The organism is Quatrionicoccus australiensis (genome assembly GCF_020510525.1).
Classification (GTDB): Bacteria; Pseudomonadota; Gammaproteobacteria; order Burkholderiales; family Rhodocyclaceae; genus Azonexus; species Azonexus australiensis_B.
The window spans coordinates 3,132,074-3,150,121 of sequence record NZ_CP075188.1 but is presented as its reverse complement, the minus strand read 5'-3'; the positions used below and the strand labels follow the sequence as shown (position 1 = coordinate 3,150,121).

The following is an 18,048-nucleotide window of genomic DNA, read 5'->3' as shown; positions in this document are numbered from 1 at the left end:
ACAAGGCTCCAACCTGAAGACGAGTTCAGGAGAAGGCCATGGCCCGCTACAAAGCAATCGACACCAGCCCGAGGTTCCTGGCGGTGGATCTGGAGAAGCAACTCCTGCCGGGCAGTTTCGAACATGCCGTGCATCACCTGCTTGAGCACGAATTCGACCTTTCCCTCTTCGACACCCGTTACCGCAATGACCAAAGCGGTGCCTGCGCCTACCCGCCGGGGATGCTGCTCAAGGTCATTCTCTGTGCCTACGCTCAGGGTGTGGTGAGCAGCCGGGGCATCGAGCGGCTGTGCCGCGAACACGTCACTTTCATCGCTCTCAGCGGCGACTCCGCGCCGCACTTTACGACGCTGGCCGCCTTCGTCTCCAGCCTCGACGAGGAAGTCGCCCAACTCTTCGCCCAGGTGCTTTACCTCTGCGACCGGCAAGGCCTGATCGGCCGGGAGATGTTCGCCATTGACGGCGTCAAACTGCCAAGCAACGCCTCCAAAGCCAGAAGCGGCACGCGCGCTGACTTCGCCCATCAAGCCGACAAACTCGAAGCCGCTGCCAGGAAGATGCTTGAGCGCCACCGCGCAAATGACAGCCTGCCCGTCGAACCCGACCTTGCCGAGAAATGCCGGCAAAAGGCCGAAAGCCTGGGGCGTGAAGCCGCCGAACTGCGCCAGTGGCTGGCCGATCACCCGAAGGATCGCAAAGGCAGCAAAGGCGCCATCAGGAAGAGCAACCGCACCGATCCGGACAGCGCCAAGATGGCGACCGGCAAAGGCGTCATACAAGGCTTTACTGGCGTGGCAGCGGTCGACGCCAAAAATCAGGTCATTATCGAAGCGCAAGCCCATGGCACGGGTTCGGAACAGGAACTGCTGCTGCCGGTCGTGCGCGCCACGCAAGCCCAGGCCACCCCGGATACGCTCTACACGGCCGATGCCGGCTACCACTCAGAACGCAACCTCAAGGAACTGGCCAAAGAGAACATCAACGCCCTGATTGCCGACAACGGCATGCGCCAACGCGACGAACGCTTCAAGGACCAGGGCAAACACAAGCAGAAGCCTGATCCGCTCTACGACAAGGCGCACCCGAAGAAAGCCGCCAAACGTTACCGGCCGCAGGACTTCACGCTCGATCCGGCCACTGGTATTTGTAGCTGTCCAGCCGGCAAGCAGCTCTACCGCAACGGCACGAACTGCATCCACAACGGCCGCCTCGCCACGAAATACAGCGGCACCCTGCGCGATTGCCTACCCTGCGAACAACGCGCCAAATGCCTGCGCACGCCGGAGAAGACCCAGGTTCGGCAGGTTGCTTTCTTCCGCGGCAAAGCCAATACAACCGAAGAAAGCCACACCGACCGGATGAAGCGGGCCATCGACAGCGAAGAAGGCAAAGCCCGTTACGGGAGGAGGTTTGCCACGGTCGAGCCGGTGTTTGGCAACCTGCGGCACAACAAGCGGCTGGATCGGTTCACGCTACGCGGGCGCAAGAAGGTCGACACGCAATGGAAGCTGTATTGCCTGGTGCACAACATCGAGAAACTGGCGCATCACGGGTTCGGGCAGTAGGCAACAAGAGAAGGAATCTCCCTGCCAGGCGGTTGCCGCCATCCCCGACAGGAGGGCGCAGCGGTTGACCAGTTCAAATGCATGAAAAAGCAAAAAGGCGCAAAGAAAACCTGCGCCATTTTTTTGCCGGAAATCGGGCTGGAAAAGGGTTTTTCTACAGCGTCAACGTTTGATATCACCGGACGCTGCGCGGCTTCATCGCGCAGCGTCCGGTGGATTGATGGGTTGGGCTGCAGGCATCGAATTTAGAAGTTCTTCCAATACTGGTTGCTCCGCATGAAGCGGGCTCAGAACTTGCCGTACGTAGTAAAGGCGCTCTTCGTTCGACCACCGGAGCCAGACGTTGGCTGGGCATTCTTGCAACCTTTCCCGCGCGGCGGAAAGGTACAGCGGGTTTTCTTCGGCCTTTTGCCATGTTTCAAGATTGGCAAGCATCGTTGCATTGCCCAATGCGAGTGCAACCTCTCTCTGTGCTTCTAGGGCGCGTTCAATCATTGCGACAACAAAACTGCTGGTGGAGAGGTCAGTGTCCGGCAGGCTGGGACGAAATTTCGCTTGAAGCAGCGCACGAAGGAGAGCGTTGAGTTCATCGCTGTCGAGTACGGAAAAGAGCGGGGACGTATTCATGACGCCCAACGTGAAGTAGACGGCGTTTTTGACGTATACGCTGGCAGGGCGCCGTATACGCTGGATAACGCGGCTCTTCGGATATAAGGCCCTACGAGGCTTTCGGCTGATTTCGAACGGTGTTTACGAGAATAGATGGCGGTCAAACACGGCATGCTTGCATCTCCTTTTTCCCGATTCTGCCTGCAATGAACGCGTTTGTCATTTTGTGGCTAATGCCATCTTGATGTCGGCTTTGGGTCAGCCTCCCCAAGTTTTGCTTTGGGCTGTGGATTCCTGGCGTCGCAAAACACCAATAAACCCCACCGGTAAACAGCCCAAGGGCCGCGCTTTTGGCGCGGCCCTGGTCTTTTTGCCTGCGTTGGCTTTTCGCCATTATCTCGGGGTTGCTGTTCTCCCCTGGTCAGGCCTGCAACACTTGCTCAGTGCAGCGACAGCACCCACTGGATGGCTGTTTTCAGGTCTTCGTCGCTGATCTTGTCGGCGCCGTGCGGGGTCATCGGGATCTCGCCCCAGTTGCCGCTGCCGCCGTGGCGGACCTTGTCGAACAGTTTGCCGGGGGCGCTCTTGTCGCCGTGGTATTTGGCGGCGACGTCCTTGTAGGCGGGGCCGACGCGTTTGACGTCGACGGCGTGGCAGGCAACGCAGCGGGCCTTTTTGACGATATTTTCGCCGTCGACCGCCTGGGCCGCGCTGGTGCCGGCGAGCAGGGCGCCGCTCAGAATGAGGGTGAATAGTTGTTTGTGCATGGATGTTTTCCGATGGTTAAACGACGCCGGCGGCCTGCAGTTCGGCCCATTCCGCATCGCTGAACAGGCGCGAGCGGGTGAGAAAGGACTTGCCGGTGTTGCCTTCGAGCGAGAAGGTGCCGCCGTGGCCTGCGATGACGTCGATGATCAGTTGCGAGTGTTTCCAGTATTCGTACTGGGAGGCGCTGATGTAGAACGGCACGTCGCCGATGTGGCCGAGCTGGATGTCGTAGGGGCCGATGCTCAGGTCGGTTGGCAGGTAGCAGTTGGGCGAGCTGTTGTCACAGCAGCCGCCGGACTGGTGGAACATCAGTGCCGGGCCGTATTGCTGCTTCAGGAGCTCGATCAGTTCGAGCGTTGCCGGGGTGGCGATGACGCGGTCGACCATGTGAATTTCCCGAAAACCGGTGTCTGAAAAAAGGGGGCGGTTGCCCGCCCCCGAAGAGTTGCCCGCAACTGGGCTAGTGGAGGAGATGCAGCGTTGCGCGGTTAGAAAAAGCCCAACTTTTGTTCGGCATAGCTGACCAGCAGGTTCTTCGTCTGTTGATAGTGGTCGAGCATGACCTTGTGGGTTTCGCGACCGATGCCAGATTCCTTGTAGCCGCCGAAGGCTGCGTGCGCCGGGTAGGCGTGGTAGCAGTTGGTCCACACGCGGCCGGCCTGGATGGCGCGACCCATGCGGTAGGCGACATTGCCGTTACGGCTCCAGACGCCGGCGCCAAGGCCATAGACGGTGTCGTTGGCGATGGCCAGGGCTTCGGCTTCGTCCTTGAAGGTGGTCACGGCCAGAACCGGCCCGAAGATTTCTTCCTGGAAGATGCGCATCTTGTTGTGGCCCTTGAACAGGGTCGGCTGGATGTAGTAACCGCCTTCGATGTCGCCGCCGAGGTGGGCGCGTTCGCCGCCAATCAGGCATTCGGCGCCTTCTTCCTTGCCGAGCTTGAGGTAGGACTGGATCTTTTCCATCTGGATCAGCGATGCCTGGGCACCCATCATGGTGTCGGTGTCGAGCGGGCTGCCTTGCTTGATGGCGGCAACGCGCTTGAGGACGCGTTCGATGAACTTGTCGTAGATCGATTCCTGGATCAGGGCGCGGCTCGGGCAGGTACAGACTTCGCCCTGGTTGAAGGCGAACAGCACCATGCCTTCGATGGCCTTGTCGAGGAAACCGTCATCCTTGTCCATGATGTCGGCGAAGAAGATGTTGGGCGACTTGCCACCCAGTTCCAGCGTGGCCGGAATCAGGTTGTTGGCAGCGGCCTGGGCGATGACGCGGCCGGTGACGGTGGAGCCGGTGAAGGCGATCTTGGCGATGCGCTTGCTGGTGGCGAGCGGCATGCCGGCATCGCGACCGAAGCCGTTGACGATGTTGAGCACGCCCGGCGGCAGGATGTCGGCGATCAGTTCGGCGAGGACCAGGATGGAGATCGGGGTCGATTCGGCCGGCTTGAGAACGACGCAGTTGCCGGCGCCGATGGCCGGGGCCAGTTTCCAGGCCGCCATCAGGATAGGGAAGTTCCAGGGGATGATCTGGCCGACGACGCCGAGCGGCTCATGGATGTGGTAAGCCATGGTGTTTTCGTCGATTTCCGAGATGCCGCCTTCCTGCGAGCGCAGGCAGCCGGCGAAGTAACGGAAGTGGTCGACGGCGAGCGGGATGTCGGCAGCGAGGGTTTCGCGGATCGGCTTGCCGTTGTCTACGGTCTCGGCGTAGGCGAGCAGTTCGAGGTTCTGTTCGAGACGGTCGGCGATCTTGAGCAGGATGTTGGAGCGGGTGGCGGCATCGGTCTTGCCCCATTTCGGGAAGGCAGCGTGCGCGGCATCCAGAGCCAGTTCGATGTCTTCAGCGGTCGACTGGGCTGCCTTGGTGTAAACCTTGCCGTTGACCGGGGTCACGACGTCGAAATATTGACCCTTGACCGGGGCGACCCATTTGCCGCCGATGAAGTTGTCGTATTGGGCCTTGTAGCTGATCTTGGCACCAGCGGCGCCGGGGGCTGCATAAATCATGGTTGTCTCCAGTTTTTGATTGGGTTGCGGTACGGGCCGATCCGGCTGAACGACTGCAAGTTGCTCAGCCTTGTCTCGTGCCAGATAGTTCGCAACCGGCGTGCCAGGCCCGGTCGTTTGCCGAAAAAAGCTTATTAATCAGTGGTGGAGGGCGGTTGGCCGGTTTTTTCCCGATGCCCGGTCTGATCCGTTGCTGCTCAGCGGCTCAGCAAGTGTTCCGTAATGGAGCAAGCGCCTCGGGCGGCCGCGAATCAGAGCATTCGGGGCGGCACGAAACTTCGCTTAGCGGATCCTGTCCAATATGGCGCATAATAAAAAATCGGATTCACGGCTTTTCTCGATGTCGACCGCCAGACCTACTACTTCCTCCGTTTTGCCAAGCACAGCACCGCAGCGGCAACACGAGCACGACATGCGCGCCATCCTTGATCATGTGCCGGCCATGATCGGTTACTGGGATCGCAATTTGCGCAACTGTTTCGGCAATAACGCCTATCAAACCTGGTTTGGCATCGATCCGAAGGTGTTGCCGGGCATGCATATCCGCGATGTGATCGGCGAGGAGCGTTATCGCTTGAACCTGCCGTTCATCGAGGCAGCACTGCGCGGCGAGGAGCAGATTTTCGAGCGGGTGATTCCGGATCCCGACGATGCGACGCGCCAGCGCCATTCCTTCGCGCACTACATTCCCGACGTCGTGGATGGTGAGGTGCTGGGCTTTTACGTGCTGGTTTCCGACGTGACGCCGATCAAGGAAATCGAAGCGGCCTACCAGGCCAGCGAGGCGCGTTACCGTGCCGTGCTGATGGATCAGACGGAGCTGATCAGCCGCTTCAGCCGGGATGGGCGCTTTGTCTTCGTCAACGAGGTCTATTGCCGTTTCTTCGGCAAGACCGAGAGCGAGTTGCTGGGCCAGCGCTGGCAGCCGGTGGTATTTGCCGCCGATCTGCCCATGATCGAGTCGCAATTGGCGGAAATGAGCCCGGATAAGCCGCTGGTGACCATCGAGAACCGCGTTTATTCGGGAACTGGTGAATTACGCTGGATGCAGTTCGTCAATCGCGGTTTTTATGGGCCGGACGGTCAACTGCTCGAAGTCCAGTCAATTGGTCGCGACATCACGGATCGCAAGAATGCGGAAGGCGCCTTGCGCCGGACACATGAGGAGATGGAGCAGCGGGTTGTCGAGCGGACCGAGCAATTGCGCAATCTGGCCATCGAGGCGACGCTTTCCGAAGAGCGCGAGCGCCTTGCGATTGCCCGCGACCTGCACGACGAACTCGGGCAATTGCTGCATGTGGCAAAGATCAAGCTCGATACCCTGGCCAAATCGCTGTCGCCCGAGCAACGGGAATCCGTCGTGGAGCTTGATGCGCTGCTTGCCGATGCCAGCCGCCAGGTGCGTTCGCTGACTTCGCAACTGACGCCGCATGTCTTGCGCAATCTTGGCCTGCCGGCCGCTCTGCGCTGGTTGTGCGGTGAAATGCAAAACCACTATGCTCTGCAACTTGACTGCCAGGTGGATGATTTGCCTGCCGGCGTCGAACTTTCACCGGCCCAGGAAAGCATCCTGTTCCGGGGCGTCCGGGAACTGCTGTTCAATGTCTTCAAACATGCCGGAACGCCCTGCGCCAGGGTCAGCCTGAATTACGCCGCCGGCACGCTGTCCATCGTGGTTGAGGACAAGGGGGTCGGCATGCTGGCTGCAGCAGCCGATATGCGCTTTGCCAGTAGCGGCTTCGGCTTGCTCAGCATACGCGAGCGCCTGGCCTATCTGGGCGGCAGCATGGTGATGGAAAGTGGCGCCGGTGCCGGCATGAAGGTTTTGCTCAGGATGCCTTTGCTGGCGAGTGCCAATAAATGAAATGGAGAATGCTATGGGGATAAGGATTGCCCTGGTTGATGATCACCGGATGTTTCGCGATGTGCTGCGGATTGCCCTGGCTGCGGAGCCGGGGATCGAGGTCGTCGCCGAGGGCGGGAGCGGGGCCGAGTCCCTGGCGCTCCTGGCAACGCTGCCGCTGGATGTGCTGGTCCTCGATATTGCCCTGCCCGACATGAGCGGTGTCGAGGTCGCCCGGCGCGTCGCACGTGATTATCCCGGTCTGGCCGTGGTCGCCTTGTCGGGTTATTCCGATCGTTTGTTCATCGATGAAATGCTCAAGGCCGGGGCACTCGGCTACGTGCTCAAGTCGTCCGGTGCCGACGAACTGATCATGGCGATTCATGCGGTTGCCGGCGGCCGGCTTTTCCTTTCCGCCGAGGTTGCCGACTGCATGCTGAACCGGCTTGCCGCCTGCCAGCCCGGTGTGACGCCGCCGGTGACGGTGCTGGGCAAGCGCGAGCAGGATGTCCTGCGCCTGATCGCCGCCGGCAAGCGTTCGGCCGAGATCGCCAGCGCGCTGGGGGTGGCGATCGGTACGGTCAGCGTGCATCGCAGCAATCTGAAAAAGAAGCTGGGCCTGATGTCGACCGCCGAGCTGACCCGCTATGCCATCCGCGAAGGTTTGCATGCGAACTGAATTTTTGTGCAGTTGACTACATATAAATGTATAGCGCCGCTAGTTATTAGCGGCAATTGTCTTGCTGATGCGTTGCGACTATCTTGGGGCGCACAAGCGCAGGTTTAACCTGAAAAAGCGGCCGCATCTTCCTGAATTGGCAATTTGTTTTTTCTTGCAATGACCTGTGAATGGCTGCGGTCGGTCCGCAGTTCGGTGCGCGAAAAAAAACAGGGGAAAATTCATGAGCATAGCCAAACGTCTGGCCATTCTGGTTATCACATCCATCGTGGCGCTGCTGCTAATGGCCGGGATCAATCATCAGCAGATGAACCGGGTATTCGAAGCAACCAATTTCAACAGCGTTAATGTCGTGCCCAGCATTGTCATCCTCAACGAGGTGATGCTGGATTTCAGCCGCATCCGCATCCGTGTTTATCGCCATGTCTTGAGCAACGATGCGAAGACGATGGCGGAAGTGGAAAAGACCATCCAGGAGGCGCGCGACAAGACCGACAAGGTGCTGCGTGAATACGAGAAATTCCTCACTGATGATGAGGACAAGCGCCTGCTCGAGGTTGATCGTGCCCTGTTTGTCGAATACAACGCCGATGTCGAGCGGACTCTCGCGATTTCCCGCCAGAACAAGAAGGAAGAGGCGATCGCCGATCTGAAGAACGCGGCGGGAGTGGCCATGAAACTGAATGATGCGCTGGTGGCGCACATGAAGTTCAATGATGACCTTGGCAAGAAGTCGGCGGCAGAGGGGGAGGCAGCCAAGAGCCGGGCTGACTGGATCGCCGTCGTCATCACCTTGCTGGCATTGGCCGTCATGGCTGCGCTTGGCCTGGCGATCGTGCGCAGCCTGGTGGCGCGTGTGGAAAAGGCCAACCAGCTGGCCGAGCGTATTGCAGCTGGTGATCTGAGCCAGTCGGCGAGCAGCGAAACCGGCGATGACGAAATCGGTCGCCTGCTGCAGTCGCTGGAAAAAATGCGTGCCGATCTGGCCAGTACCATCCGCGATATCGTCGCGCAGGCCAACACCGTGCAGGCTTCGGCCAGCCAGGTTTCTTCGGCTGCCCACCAGGTGGCGATCAGCAGCGAGAACCAGTCGCAATCGACTTCTTCGGCTGCTGCAGCGGTCGAGGAGCTGACCGTCAGTATCGATCACGTCGGCAGCAGTGCCGACGATGCCAGCGAACGGGCACGCAGTGCCGAGGAAATGGCGGTTTCCGGCGCGCACGATGTCGACCAGGCCTCGCAGCAGGTGGTTGATGTCGCGCATCGGGTCGATGAAACGGCCGGCCAGATCCAGTCGCTCTCGGAACAGGTGCAGAAGATCGGCAACATTACCGTGGTCATTCGCGACGTCGCCGACCAGACCAACCTGCTGGCGCTCAATGCTGCCATCGAAGCTGCCCGGGCCGGTGAGCAGGGTCGCGGCTTTGCCGTGGTGGCCGATGAAGTCCGCAAGCTGGCCGAGCGCACGACGCAGTCGGTACGCGAGATCACCGCGATGATTTCCGGTATCCAGGGCGATGCGATTCAGGCTGTGCAAAGCATGCAAAGCAGCCGTCAGGTGGTCAATGACGTGGTCGCCAGTGCCGAGCGTGCGAGCGGTTCGATGCAGGGGATACGTTCGTCTTCGGAAACCGTGCAGAGTTCGATCGCCGGCATTTCCGATGCGCTGCGCGAGCAGCGCGCCGCTTCGGTCGAATTGTCACGCAATGTCGAAGCCATTGCCCAGATGTCGGAAGAGAACTCCAGTGCCGTCGCCTCGGTGTCCGAAACTGCGCATCAGCTGGAAAGTGTTGCGGTCAGTCTGAAGAACAGCGTTTCGCGCTTCCGCTTCTGAGCATTTTGCCGGTTTTTCAGCGGTCGACCGCTGAAAAAGATGGTTTTTGCTGAAGCCATGAAAAATCCGGCCCTGGGCCGGATTTTTCATTATGTTGGAACTGGATCTTCCGACTGCGCTCAGTTCTTTGCCGACTCCTGCGCTTCAAACCACAGCGCATTGACGACGGCGAGCAGCAGCGCGAAGCCCAGACCCAGTACCCAGGTGAAATACCACATTGTTCATCTCCTCGTTTAGTAAGCGGAACGGTCGTTGGCTTCGATGAAGCCGTTGGTGATCTTGCCGGCCATCATCTTGTAGGCCCAGCCGGTGTAGGCGATGACGATGGGCGTGAAAATCAGTGCCGCCCAGAACATCACCGACAAGGTCAGGTGGCTGGAAACGCTGTCCCAGACGGTCAGGCTGGAGCGCGGATCGGACGAGGACGGCATGATGAAGGGGAACATCGCCACGCCGGCGGTGCCGATCACGCCCAGTTCGGCGATGGCGCTGCCGACGAAGGCGAACACCGGTTTGTCGCGGCGGGCGAAGAGCAGACCGGCGATGCCGCCGCCGAAGCCGGCGCCGGGAACCAGCCAGAGCAGCGGATGGGCGGTAAAGTTGCCCAGCCAGGCACCGGCCTGGACAACTACCGTCTTGTCGAGGGGATTGGGCAGCGCGCCGGCGTCTACCGGTGAACTGATGACATAGCCCGAAATTCCCAGCGTGACCCAGACGCCGGCCCCGGCAAAGGCGAGCAGCATGAGGCTGCCGAAAATGCCGGAGGCCAGTTTCGCTCGCTGATAGACCGCGCCTTCGGTGCGCACCATGAGGTAGTTGGCGCCGTGGAAGGTGAGCATGCTCAGACTGACGACGCCGGCGAGCAGGGCGAAGGGATTGAGCAGCGCCCAGAAGCTGCCGGTATAGATCGGCATCAGGTTGTCTTCGAAATGGAAGGGGACGCCCTGCAGCAGGTTGCCGAAAGCGACGCCGAAAATCAGCGCCGGTACCGATCCGCCGACGAACAGGCCCCAGTCCCAGGCGGCTCGCCAGGTCGGATTGTTGACCTTGGAGCGGTAGTCGAAGCCGACCGGGCGGAAAAACAAGGCCCAGAGCACGGCCAGCATCGCCCAGTAGAAGCCGGAGAAGGCGGTGGCATAGACCAGTGGCCAGGCGGCGAAAATGGCGCCGCCGCCGGTGATCAGCCAGACCTGGTTGCCGTCCCAGTGCGGGCCGACGGTGTTGATGATGACGCGGCGTTCGACGTCGTTCTTGCCGACGAAGGGGAGCAGTGTGCCGACGCCCATGTCGTGGCCGTCCATCACGGCGAAGCCGAGCAGCAGAACGCCGACCAGCAGCCACCAGATGAGTTTCAGGGTTACGTAATCAAGCATTGCATGTTCCTCACTGAGCAGGATTCAGGGCCGGCGCGGATTCGCCTTCGTAGCGGCCGGTGCCGAGGCTGGCCGGGCCGAGCCGGGCGTACTTGAACATCAGGTAAAGCTCGACGACGAGCAGGCCGGTATAGAAGAACATGAAGCCGGCCAGCGAACCGTACAGACTGCCCGCGGTCAGCGCCGAGGTGGACAGGTGGGTGGGCAGGACGCCGAAGATGGTCCAGGGCTGACGACCGTATTCGGCAACGAACCAGCCCATTTCGCAGGCAATCCACGGGGCCGGAATGAACCACAACGCCCAGCGCAGCAACCAGCGCTTGTTCTGGAAGGTGTCGTGCATCGAGTACCAGAAGGCGAGGCCGATCAGCGCGAGCATGGCGAAGCCGAGCACGACCATGAGACGGAAGGTCCAGAACATCGGCGCTACCTTGGGAATGGTTTCCCGTGCTGCCTTGGCGATCATTTCCGGCGTCGCCAGGGCGACATCGGCGCTGTATTTCTTGAGCAGCAGACCGTAGCCGAGATTGGCCTTGTGCGCCTCGAAGTCGGCCCTGGTGGCGGCATCCGCCGTCTTGGCGCGCAACTGCTCAAGCGCCTTGACGGCGATGATGCCGCTCTTGATGCGGACGGCCGCTTGCGCTTCGAGTTCTTCGATGCCGGGCAGCACCTTGTCGGTCGAACGCGTCGCGATCAGGCCCAGGGCGTAGGGAATCTTGACTTCGGCGTGGTTGGTGCGCTGTGCATCATCGGGAATGGCGAACAGCGTGAAAGGAGCGGGTGCCGCCTCGGTTTTCCACATGCCTTCCATGGCGGCGAGCTTGGTCTGCTGGTGTTCGGTCACGGCGTAGCCGGATTCGTCGCCGAGCACGATCACCGAGCAGGCGGCGGCAAAGCCGAACGCGGCGGCGATGCGGAAGGAACGGCGGGCGAACTCGACATGGATGCCTTTGAGCAGGTACCAGGCGCTGATCCCGAGCACGAAGATCGCGCCAGTGACGTAGCCGGCCGACACGGTATGCACGAACTTGGCCTGGGCGGCCGGGTTGAACAGCAGATCGGCAAACGAGGTCATTTCCATGCGCATCGTCACGTAACTGAATTCCGAGCCGACCGGATTCTGCATCCAGCCGTTGGCGATCAGGATCCAGACGGCCGAGAGATTCGAGCCGATCGCTGTCAGGTAGGTGATCAGCAGGTGCCGCCGCTTCGACAGCTTGTCCCAGCCGAAGAAGAACAGGCCGATGAAGGTCGATTCGAGGAAGAAGGCCATCAAGCCTTCGATGGCCAGCGGTGCCCCGAAAATGTCGCCGACGTAGTGCGAGTAGTAGGCCCAGTTGGTGCCGAACTGGAACTCCATGGTGATGCCCGTCGTGACGCCGAGCGCGAAGTTGATCCCGAACAGCTTGCCCCAGAACTTGGTCATGTCGCGGTAGATTTCCTTGCCGCTCATGACGTAGACCGTCTCCATGATGGCGAGCAGGAAAGACAGGCCCAGTGTCAGCGGCACGAACAAGAAGTGGTAAAAGGCGGTGGCCGCGAACTGCAGGCGCGACAGGTCGACGACCGTTGAGTCGATCATGACTATTAACCCGGCAATCCAATAGGTTCATTACGCGGCATATTGGATTTTTCGGTGTCTAAAATAGGACATAACCCGTTTTGGGCGATTCTGTATTTTCATCATTGCACCTCGCACCTTTGATTCCAGTTCATCCCGATTCCTGGCAGGCTTTCCGCCATGAACCAAGGCCTTCAGGTCGCAATTCAGATACTCGTCCGGATTGAGTTCCGGGGCGTAGGCGGGCAAGAAGAACAACTCAATGTGCTCGGTATGTTTTTCCAACCAGTCCCGAACCTTGTTGCTGTGATGCACTCGCAGGTTGTCGAGAATCAAAAACACTTTGCGTCCAGCATCACGAACCAGGCGTGCAAGGAATCGAATCAGGACAGTGGCCGTCATCGTTTCCCGATAGAGCATGAAGCGCACTTTCCCCTGGTTGGTGACCGTGGAGATCATGTTCGTGGCAAACCGGCTGCCGGGCACCCTTTGAACAGGTGTTTTTCCCGCTGGCGCATAGCTCCGGCCATGTTGGCAATCGCTACGGATGCCCGTTTCGTCACCCCAGTGAATCTCCGCCCCTTCGTCCTTGGCGCGCCGGGCGATGCGTGGGTAACTCTCCTTGAGCCAAGCCTCCACCAATTCAGGTTTCTGCTCATAGGCCCGCTTCAACGGCTTCTGCGGTGTAAAACCCCAGCGCTTGAGATACTCACCGACCGTCCGAATCGGCATGTCGATCTTGAAACGACGATGGATCAACTCCTGAACTGCTGCCCGTGTCCAGAGCGCGAAGGAAAGCTTGAGTTGGTCAGGCATTTTCTCGCTGATCAACTGCTGCACTGCCCACTCCTGTTCCACGCTGAGTGTGCGTCGCTCACCAATCTCCGTGCCTCTTTTGCCGCCTTCTACCGCCGACTTGAGGCCTTCTGCCTGGTAGCGCGACCACCAATATTGGACCGTACGGGAATGTACTCCGACCGCTAATCCAATCTCGGCAAATTCGCGTCCGTTCATTCGCATGCGAAGCGCTATCTTGCGCTTCTCCTTTTGTTGCTCTGGCCTGAGCTTGCGGGCATCTTCTTTATCCATGCAAATATCATAACATAAACGCCCTATCTATTTGCCAGGTTAATATTCTCCCTGATTGATTTGATTGGACGGCGTGGCGATATGTGCTGCGGCACGGTCGCTGTCGATCTTGACCTTGTGCGGCTTGATCAATGCGTACCAGAGACCGAAGAGCAGCACGATCTTGAGAATCACCAGAAAAACGAGGTGACGACCCAGCCGCGAGTGCCTGTGGTTTTTTCGCCAGCGTCCGTCATTGCATTGCCCCATATATCCCCCGTGCGATTGTTTTCTGATGAAGCGGGAGAGCCTCTGGCGAGGACTCTCCCAAGGAGGTTTGTCCTGGCCTGGAAAAGCGCGGACGCCGGGATTCTGCGCAGGCGGCAAGAGGTCGGGAAGTGACCCGATGTCGCGCGGCAAGTTGTCGCTGATACCCGACGCGGGGGCGCGACAATCGGTCACTTCCCGGCAGCGGCAGTACTCCCTATAGTGCGCAGCAAGTGATTCGTTCAGACGGATACCTCTCTATTTCAGGCCCCGCTCGCGGGGCTTCTTTTTTTCGGCACCGGCCTCGTGATTACTTCGCTGACCCAGTTCACCCAGGTGCGCCTGATCAACCTGCGCTGGCTTTCCGTTCTGGCAATGTTCATTGCGGCGCTGGTCAGTCCCAACCTGCTGGGGTCTGCCGAATTGCTGCCGCGCCTGCTGGCATTTGCCACGGTCGTCGGCTGCATCAATGCCTGCCTGCATGCTGCGGTTGTTTTCAATACCGGCAATTTCGAAGAGGTGCCGCTGTTCTCGCCGATGGTCCAGCTTTCTCTCGACCTGACCGCCTGGGGCGGCTATGTCTATCTGTCGGGCGGGGCGACCAACCCGCTGATTTCGGTCTTTCTGCCGCTGGTTGCGATCGGGGCCTGCGTACTGAATCGTCTCCAGGCCTGGTTGCTGGGACTGGCCGCCATCCTGGCCTACAGCTTCCTGTGGCGCTTTTACCAGCCCCTGGCGATCCGCGATGCACAGACGGCAACCCAGTTGCATCTGCTCGGCATGTGGATGGTTTATGTGGTTTCTGCGGTTGTTGTCATCTGGTTCATTCTGCAGATCACGCAGGCCGTGCGCGAACGCGATGCCGAGCTGGCCGCGGCGCGTGAGCAGGCGATACGCAACGACTGGCTGATTTCGATGGGCAGCCTGGCGGCGGGGGCTGCGCATGAATTGAGTACGCCGCTGGCAACCTTGAACGTGCTGGTCGATGAGTTGCTCGCGGACGCTACGGTTTCTCCGGCATTGCGTCCTGACTTGAGTTTGATGCAGCGTCAGATCGAGGTGTGCAAACAGGCCTTGACGCAACTGGCGCAGCGCGCCGGTCAGCCCAGAGGGCTGTCGCAGTCGGCCGAACTGAATGCCGGGCAGTGGTTGCGAAACGTGCTCGGGGCCTGGCTGGCACTGAATCCGGCGGCGACCCTGGTCAGCGAGATTTCGCCCGGGCTGGAGCGCAAGGTGCTGGCGTTCGATCTGGCCGTCGAGCGCGCCCTGGCGAATTTGCTCGATAACGCGTTCAAGGCGGGGGCTTCACAGATTGCGCTCAAGGCCGGCCTGGAACAGGGCATGCTGGTTTTGACGGTCGACGATGATGGCAGCGGGATTTTGCCGGCGGCCTTGTTGGCTTTTGCGCGTGGCCTGCCCATCGTTTCGCCGACCGGCATGGGGATTGGTTTGTTGCTGGCGCGGGCGGCGCTGGAGCGTCGCGGCGGCAGGCTGGAGCTTGCCGCGCTCAGCTCTGGTGGTACCCGTGCGCGGGTTTTTGTTCCATGCAGTGATATTCGGGAGGACAGGCGTGAGCCATGATGCAAGGCCGTTGCTGGTCATCGATGATGACGAGAGTTTTCGAGAAGTATTGGGGCGCTCGCTGACGCGCCAGGGATTTGCCGTGCGGACTGCGGCAGGCGTTGCGGAAAGTCTGGAGGTTTGCCGCCAGCAGGATCCGGAGTACATCCTGCTCGACCTCAATCTGGCTGGCCAGTCCGGCCTCAACCTGATCCAGCCCCTGCTGGAGATCGTCCCGGCGGCGCGTATCGTTGTCCTGACCGGCTATGCCAGCATTCAGACTGCGGTTGGCGCACTCAAGCTGGGGGCGGCGCAGTATCTGCCCAAACCGGCCAATGTCGCGACCATCGTCAGGGCGCTGCTCGATGACCGTATCGAGATCCCGGAAGTGCCGGCCGAGGACCGGATGACCGTGCAGCACCTGGAGTGGGAGTACATCCAGCACACCCTGGGCGAACATGGCGGCAATATCGCCGCCACCGCGCGCGCCCTCAAGATGCATCGCCGTACCTTGCAACGCAAGCTGGCAAAGAAGCGCCCGCAAATCCCGATTTGAGCATTTTGCCGGTTTCCAGGCGGTCGACCGCCTGAAAACCCGGTTTTTGCCTGCCGCAATGAAAAATCCCCGGGGCTTGCCCGGGGATTTCTGGTTGCCTTGCGCAGGGTCGGGATCAGAACTTGACGTTCATTCCGACGTAGAGCGAGCGGCCCATGCCGGGGACGGCAATGCCGTAGGGCGTCGTCGCATTGGTGCCCATCATGGTCGAACCCTGGCCGACGTAGGCGCCGCCCAGTGCCAGCGAGTATTGCTTGTTCAGCGCATTTTCCAGACCGATGTCGAAGCGGATGTTGTTCCACTGGTAGCTGCTGCGCAGGTTGAGCAAGGCGTAGCTGCCCGTCTTGAGCTCGTTGCGGACTTCCGAGACGCGATCCTTGGCGCCGACCAGCTGGCCTTCGATCGTATTGCTCCAGTTGCCCTTGCGCTGGTCGATCGCCAGCTTGGCGTTGAGCGGCATGACGTTGTAGAGGTTGTCGCCGGTTTCGCGGTTCTTGCCATCGACGTAGCCGATCAGGCCGCGCAGCGTGAAGTCGCCGTAGTCGCGGGTTTTGGCGAGCGGGAAGTAGCCCGAGATGTCGACCCCGAACAGGCGGGCATCCTGGTTCACGAAGCGCAGATAACGGAAGCCGGCCGTCGCGTTCGCAGCGTTGCAGTTGGCGGTGGTGCACAACTCGGCATCGATGTAGTTTTCGACATAGGTGTAGAACGGCGTGATCTTGACGCCCCACTCCTGTTTGCCGGCATCGTGCCAGTCGGCAGTCAGGCTGAGGGTGTGCGCGACTTCCGGCTTGAGTTCGAGGTTGCCGACATAGCCGTTGCCGTCGCCGGCCATGTTGACCATGCGCATCGCCATGCCGCCGGTCGACCAGCTGTAGCGCTCGTAAAGATTGGGCGAGCGGGTCTTGCGGGAGTAGCCGCCTTCGAAGCTCTGATTGTCATTTGCCGTGTAGCGGGCGAGCAGGCTGAGGTCGAAATTGTTGTCGGTGCGTTTGCGGTCGGCCTGGTTGAATGCGGTCGATTCGGCCAGGTAAGCCGCCATCGTGGTGTTGTAGCCTTGGACTTCGCCGGTATCCATGCGCACGGTGCTGCTGCGTGCGCCGATCTGGGTTTTCCACTGGGTTGTCCAGTTGGCTTCCCATTCGCCAAAAACGTCAAACCGGTCACGTTGACCGCTGTTGATGTTCCAGAAGGTGTTCGGTGCCATGCCGCCGGTGCCGGACGGTTCCCACCAGTCGTCGAGGCGGTAGCGCTGCAACTCGCCGCCAACCCGCAACAAGTCCTTGCCGGCGAGGGCGATGTCGGCCTTGACCTGGAGGCCGGTATTGTTGCCGCGGGTGTCCATCGGCATGCCTTCGGCCCCATTCGGGTAAAGGAAGCGTTTGTCGTCGCCAAAGTCCATCTTGTGGCGGGTTTCCTCGTTGTAGACGCGGGTTTCGAGCTTGCCCCAGTCAAACAGGCCGGTGTAGCGCAGGTTGATCTGGGTGCTGCGATTCTCGGTCATGTCCATGCGCTGGTTGGGATAGCCCTGGTAGGGGATGTATTGGTAACCGAGGCGGAGATCAAGCAGGTGGTTTTCGTGACGCAGGGCAAAGCCGAGCGCATGGTTCTCGGTCTTGTAGGCCGAGGAACCGACTTCGTTGCGGGCCAGGTTGGGTTTGCCGACCGTGGTCATGCCATCCGGCTTGAAATCCTTGGCCGAGCTGTAGTTGCCGGACTCGGCAGTCGAGCCGTTGTAACTGATGCTCAGGTTCTCGTTGGCAATCGTCGCCGCGGCATTGACGCCCCAGGCATTGCCGTTCGAGCGATAGAAAGTCCCGAGTTCGCCGCTTGTCAGCAGGCCTTCGCCGGCCCTGGCGAAGCGCGGTTCGCGCGACTTGACGATGATGCTGCCACCGATGCTGTCGCCACCGACGCTGACCGGGGTGATGCCGGTATATACCTTGATCTGTTCTACATTGCTCGGGTCGATGTAGGAGAGCGGCGAGTTCATGTGATTGGCGCAGGCCGAGATCAGGTCCATGCCGTCCACCTTGATGCGCAGGCGGTCGTCGGCCAGGCCGTGGATGGCGGGCAGGCTGGAAACGCCGCCGGCACTGTTCAGGCTGACGCCGGGGATGTCCTTGAGCAGGGTCGCGGTATCGCTGGTCGCCGGACGCTGGGCGCGAACCTGTTCATTGCTGACCGAGCCGGATTGCGCATCGATGCCGTCAGTGCGGCTGGCGCGTACCAGAACATTGTCCATGACCTGGTCCGGATTGGCGGTATCGGGTGCAGTCTGGCTGAAGGCAGCCGATGAAAAGGCGAGCGCCATGGCGGCGGCTAATGGATGGATGCGCAAGAGCATGGATTTCCC

At 60.4% G+C, this 18,048-nt stretch carries 16 protein-coding genes; 6 read left to right on the top strand and 10 right to left on the bottom strand.

Annotated features, from left to right (window positions below):
- The first annotated feature begins 38 nt into the window (after positions 1-38).
- Positions 39-1,565, top strand: coding sequence for a transposase (locus KI612_RS15045; RefSeq protein ID WP_226440882.1), 1,527 nt, complete (start codon positions 39-41; stop codon positions 1,563-1,565).
- A 195-nt stretch (positions 1,566-1,760) separates the two neighbouring features.
- On the opposite strand, the gene KI612_RS15040 is transcribed toward KI612_RS15045, so the two are convergent.
- From KI612_RS15040 to exaC, 4 genes are all read right to left on the bottom strand, one after another.
- Complete coding sequence (locus tag KI612_RS15040; RefSeq protein WP_226440881.1) at positions 1,761-2,192, bottom strand: hypothetical protein; 432 nt, start codon at positions 2,190-2,192, stop codon at positions 1,761-1,763.
- Between the two features lie 422 nt (positions 2,193-2,614).
- On the bottom strand, positions 2,615-2,941 hold the full coding sequence (locus tag KI612_RS15035) for a c-type cytochrome (protein WP_226440880.1): 327 nt from the start codon (positions 2,939-2,941) through the stop codon (positions 2,615-2,617).
- Positions 2,942-2,957: 16 nt separating this feature from the next.
- Positions 2,958-3,329, bottom strand: coding sequence for a DUF779 domain-containing protein (locus tag KI612_RS15030; RefSeq protein ID WP_226440879.1), 372 nt, complete (start codon positions 3,327-3,329; stop codon positions 2,958-2,960).
- A gap of 101 nt (positions 3,330-3,430) precedes the next feature.
- Positions 3,431-4,951, bottom strand: coding sequence for an acetaldehyde dehydrogenase ExaC (gene exaC, locus KI612_RS15025; RefSeq protein WP_226440878.1), 1,521 nt, complete (start codon positions 4,949-4,951; stop codon positions 3,431-3,433).
- A gap of 412 nt (positions 4,952-5,363) precedes the next feature.
- On the opposite strand from exaC, the gene KI612_RS15020 reads away from it, so the two are divergent.
- From KI612_RS15020 to KI612_RS15010, 3 genes are all read left to right on the top strand, one after another.
- The gene (locus KI612_RS15020; protein ID WP_264180720.1) at positions 5,364-6,815 is read left to right on the top strand and encodes a PAS domain-containing sensor histidine kinase; all 1,452 of its coding nucleotides are present in this window, start codon (positions 5,364-5,366) and stop codon (positions 6,813-6,815) included.
- Between the two features lie 13 nt (positions 6,816-6,828).
- Positions 6,829-7,473 (top strand): response regulator, encoded by a 645-nt coding sequence (locus tag KI612_RS15015; RefSeq protein ID WP_226440876.1) that lies wholly within the window; start codon positions 6,829-6,831, stop codon positions 7,471-7,473.
- Positions 7,474-7,696: 223 nt separating this feature from the next.
- Positions 7,697-9,307: a methyl-accepting chemotaxis protein gene (locus KI612_RS15010; protein ID WP_226440875.1), complete on the top strand. Its 1,611-nt coding sequence runs from the start codon at positions 7,697-7,699 to the stop codon at positions 9,305-9,307.
- 119 nt (positions 9,308-9,426) lie between these two features.
- Here KI612_RS15010 and cydX read toward each other — a convergent pair whose 3' ends face one another.
- Genes cydX through cydP form a run of 5 tightly spaced genes read right to left on the bottom strand, consistent with a single transcriptional unit; the run spans position 9,427 to position 13,729 of the window.
- Entirely contained in the window at positions 9,427-9,525 is a 99-nt protein-coding gene (gene cydX / locus KI612_RS15005; protein ID WP_226440874.1) for a cytochrome bd-I oxidase subunit CydX, read from the bottom strand.
- A 15-nt stretch (positions 9,526-9,540) separates the two neighbouring features.
- Positions 9,541-10,680, bottom strand: a complete 1,140-nt coding sequence (cydB, locus tag KI612_RS15000; RefSeq protein ID WP_226440873.1) for a cytochrome d ubiquinol oxidase subunit II — start codon at positions 10,678-10,680, stop codon at positions 9,541-9,543.
- Between the two features lie 10 nt (positions 10,681-10,690).
- On the bottom strand, positions 10,691-12,262 hold the full coding sequence (locus KI612_RS14995; protein ID WP_226440872.1) for a cytochrome ubiquinol oxidase subunit I: 1,572 nt from the start codon (positions 12,260-12,262) through the stop codon (positions 10,691-10,693).
- A 30-nt stretch (positions 12,263-12,292) separates the two neighbouring features.
- On the bottom strand, positions 12,293-13,330 hold the full coding sequence (locus KI612_RS14990; protein WP_226440294.1) for an IS630 family transposase: 1,038 nt from the start codon (positions 13,328-13,330) through the stop codon (positions 12,293-12,295).
- A 39-nt stretch (positions 13,331-13,369) separates the two neighbouring features.
- A complete protein-coding gene (cydP, locus tag KI612_RS14985; RefSeq protein WP_226440871.1) occupies positions 13,370-13,729 on the bottom strand; it encodes a cytochrome oxidase putative small subunit CydP in 360 nt (119 codons plus the stop codon).
- A gap of 153 nt (positions 13,730-13,882) precedes the next feature.
- Here cydP and KI612_RS14980 point away from each other — a divergent pair, with 153 nt between their 5' ends.
- Both KI612_RS14980 and KI612_RS14975 read left to right on the top strand, forming a co-directional pair.
- Positions 13,883-15,157, top strand: coding sequence for an ATP-binding protein (locus KI612_RS14980; RefSeq protein WP_226440870.1), 1,275 nt, complete (start codon positions 13,883-13,885; stop codon positions 15,155-15,157).
- Positions 15,147-15,692 (top strand): response regulator transcription factor, encoded by a 546-nt coding sequence (locus KI612_RS14975; RefSeq protein ID WP_226440869.1) that lies wholly within the window; start codon positions 15,147-15,149, stop codon positions 15,690-15,692. Before KI612_RS14980 ends, KI612_RS14975 begins: the two co-directional genes overlap by 11 nt.
- A gap of 115 nt (positions 15,693-15,807) precedes the next feature.
- On the opposite strand, the gene KI612_RS14970 is transcribed toward KI612_RS14975, so the two are convergent.
- Entirely contained in the window at positions 15,808-18,039 is a 2,232-nt protein-coding gene (locus tag KI612_RS14970; RefSeq protein ID WP_226440868.1) for a TonB-dependent receptor, read from the bottom strand.
- Positions 18,040-18,048: the final 9 nt, after the last annotated feature.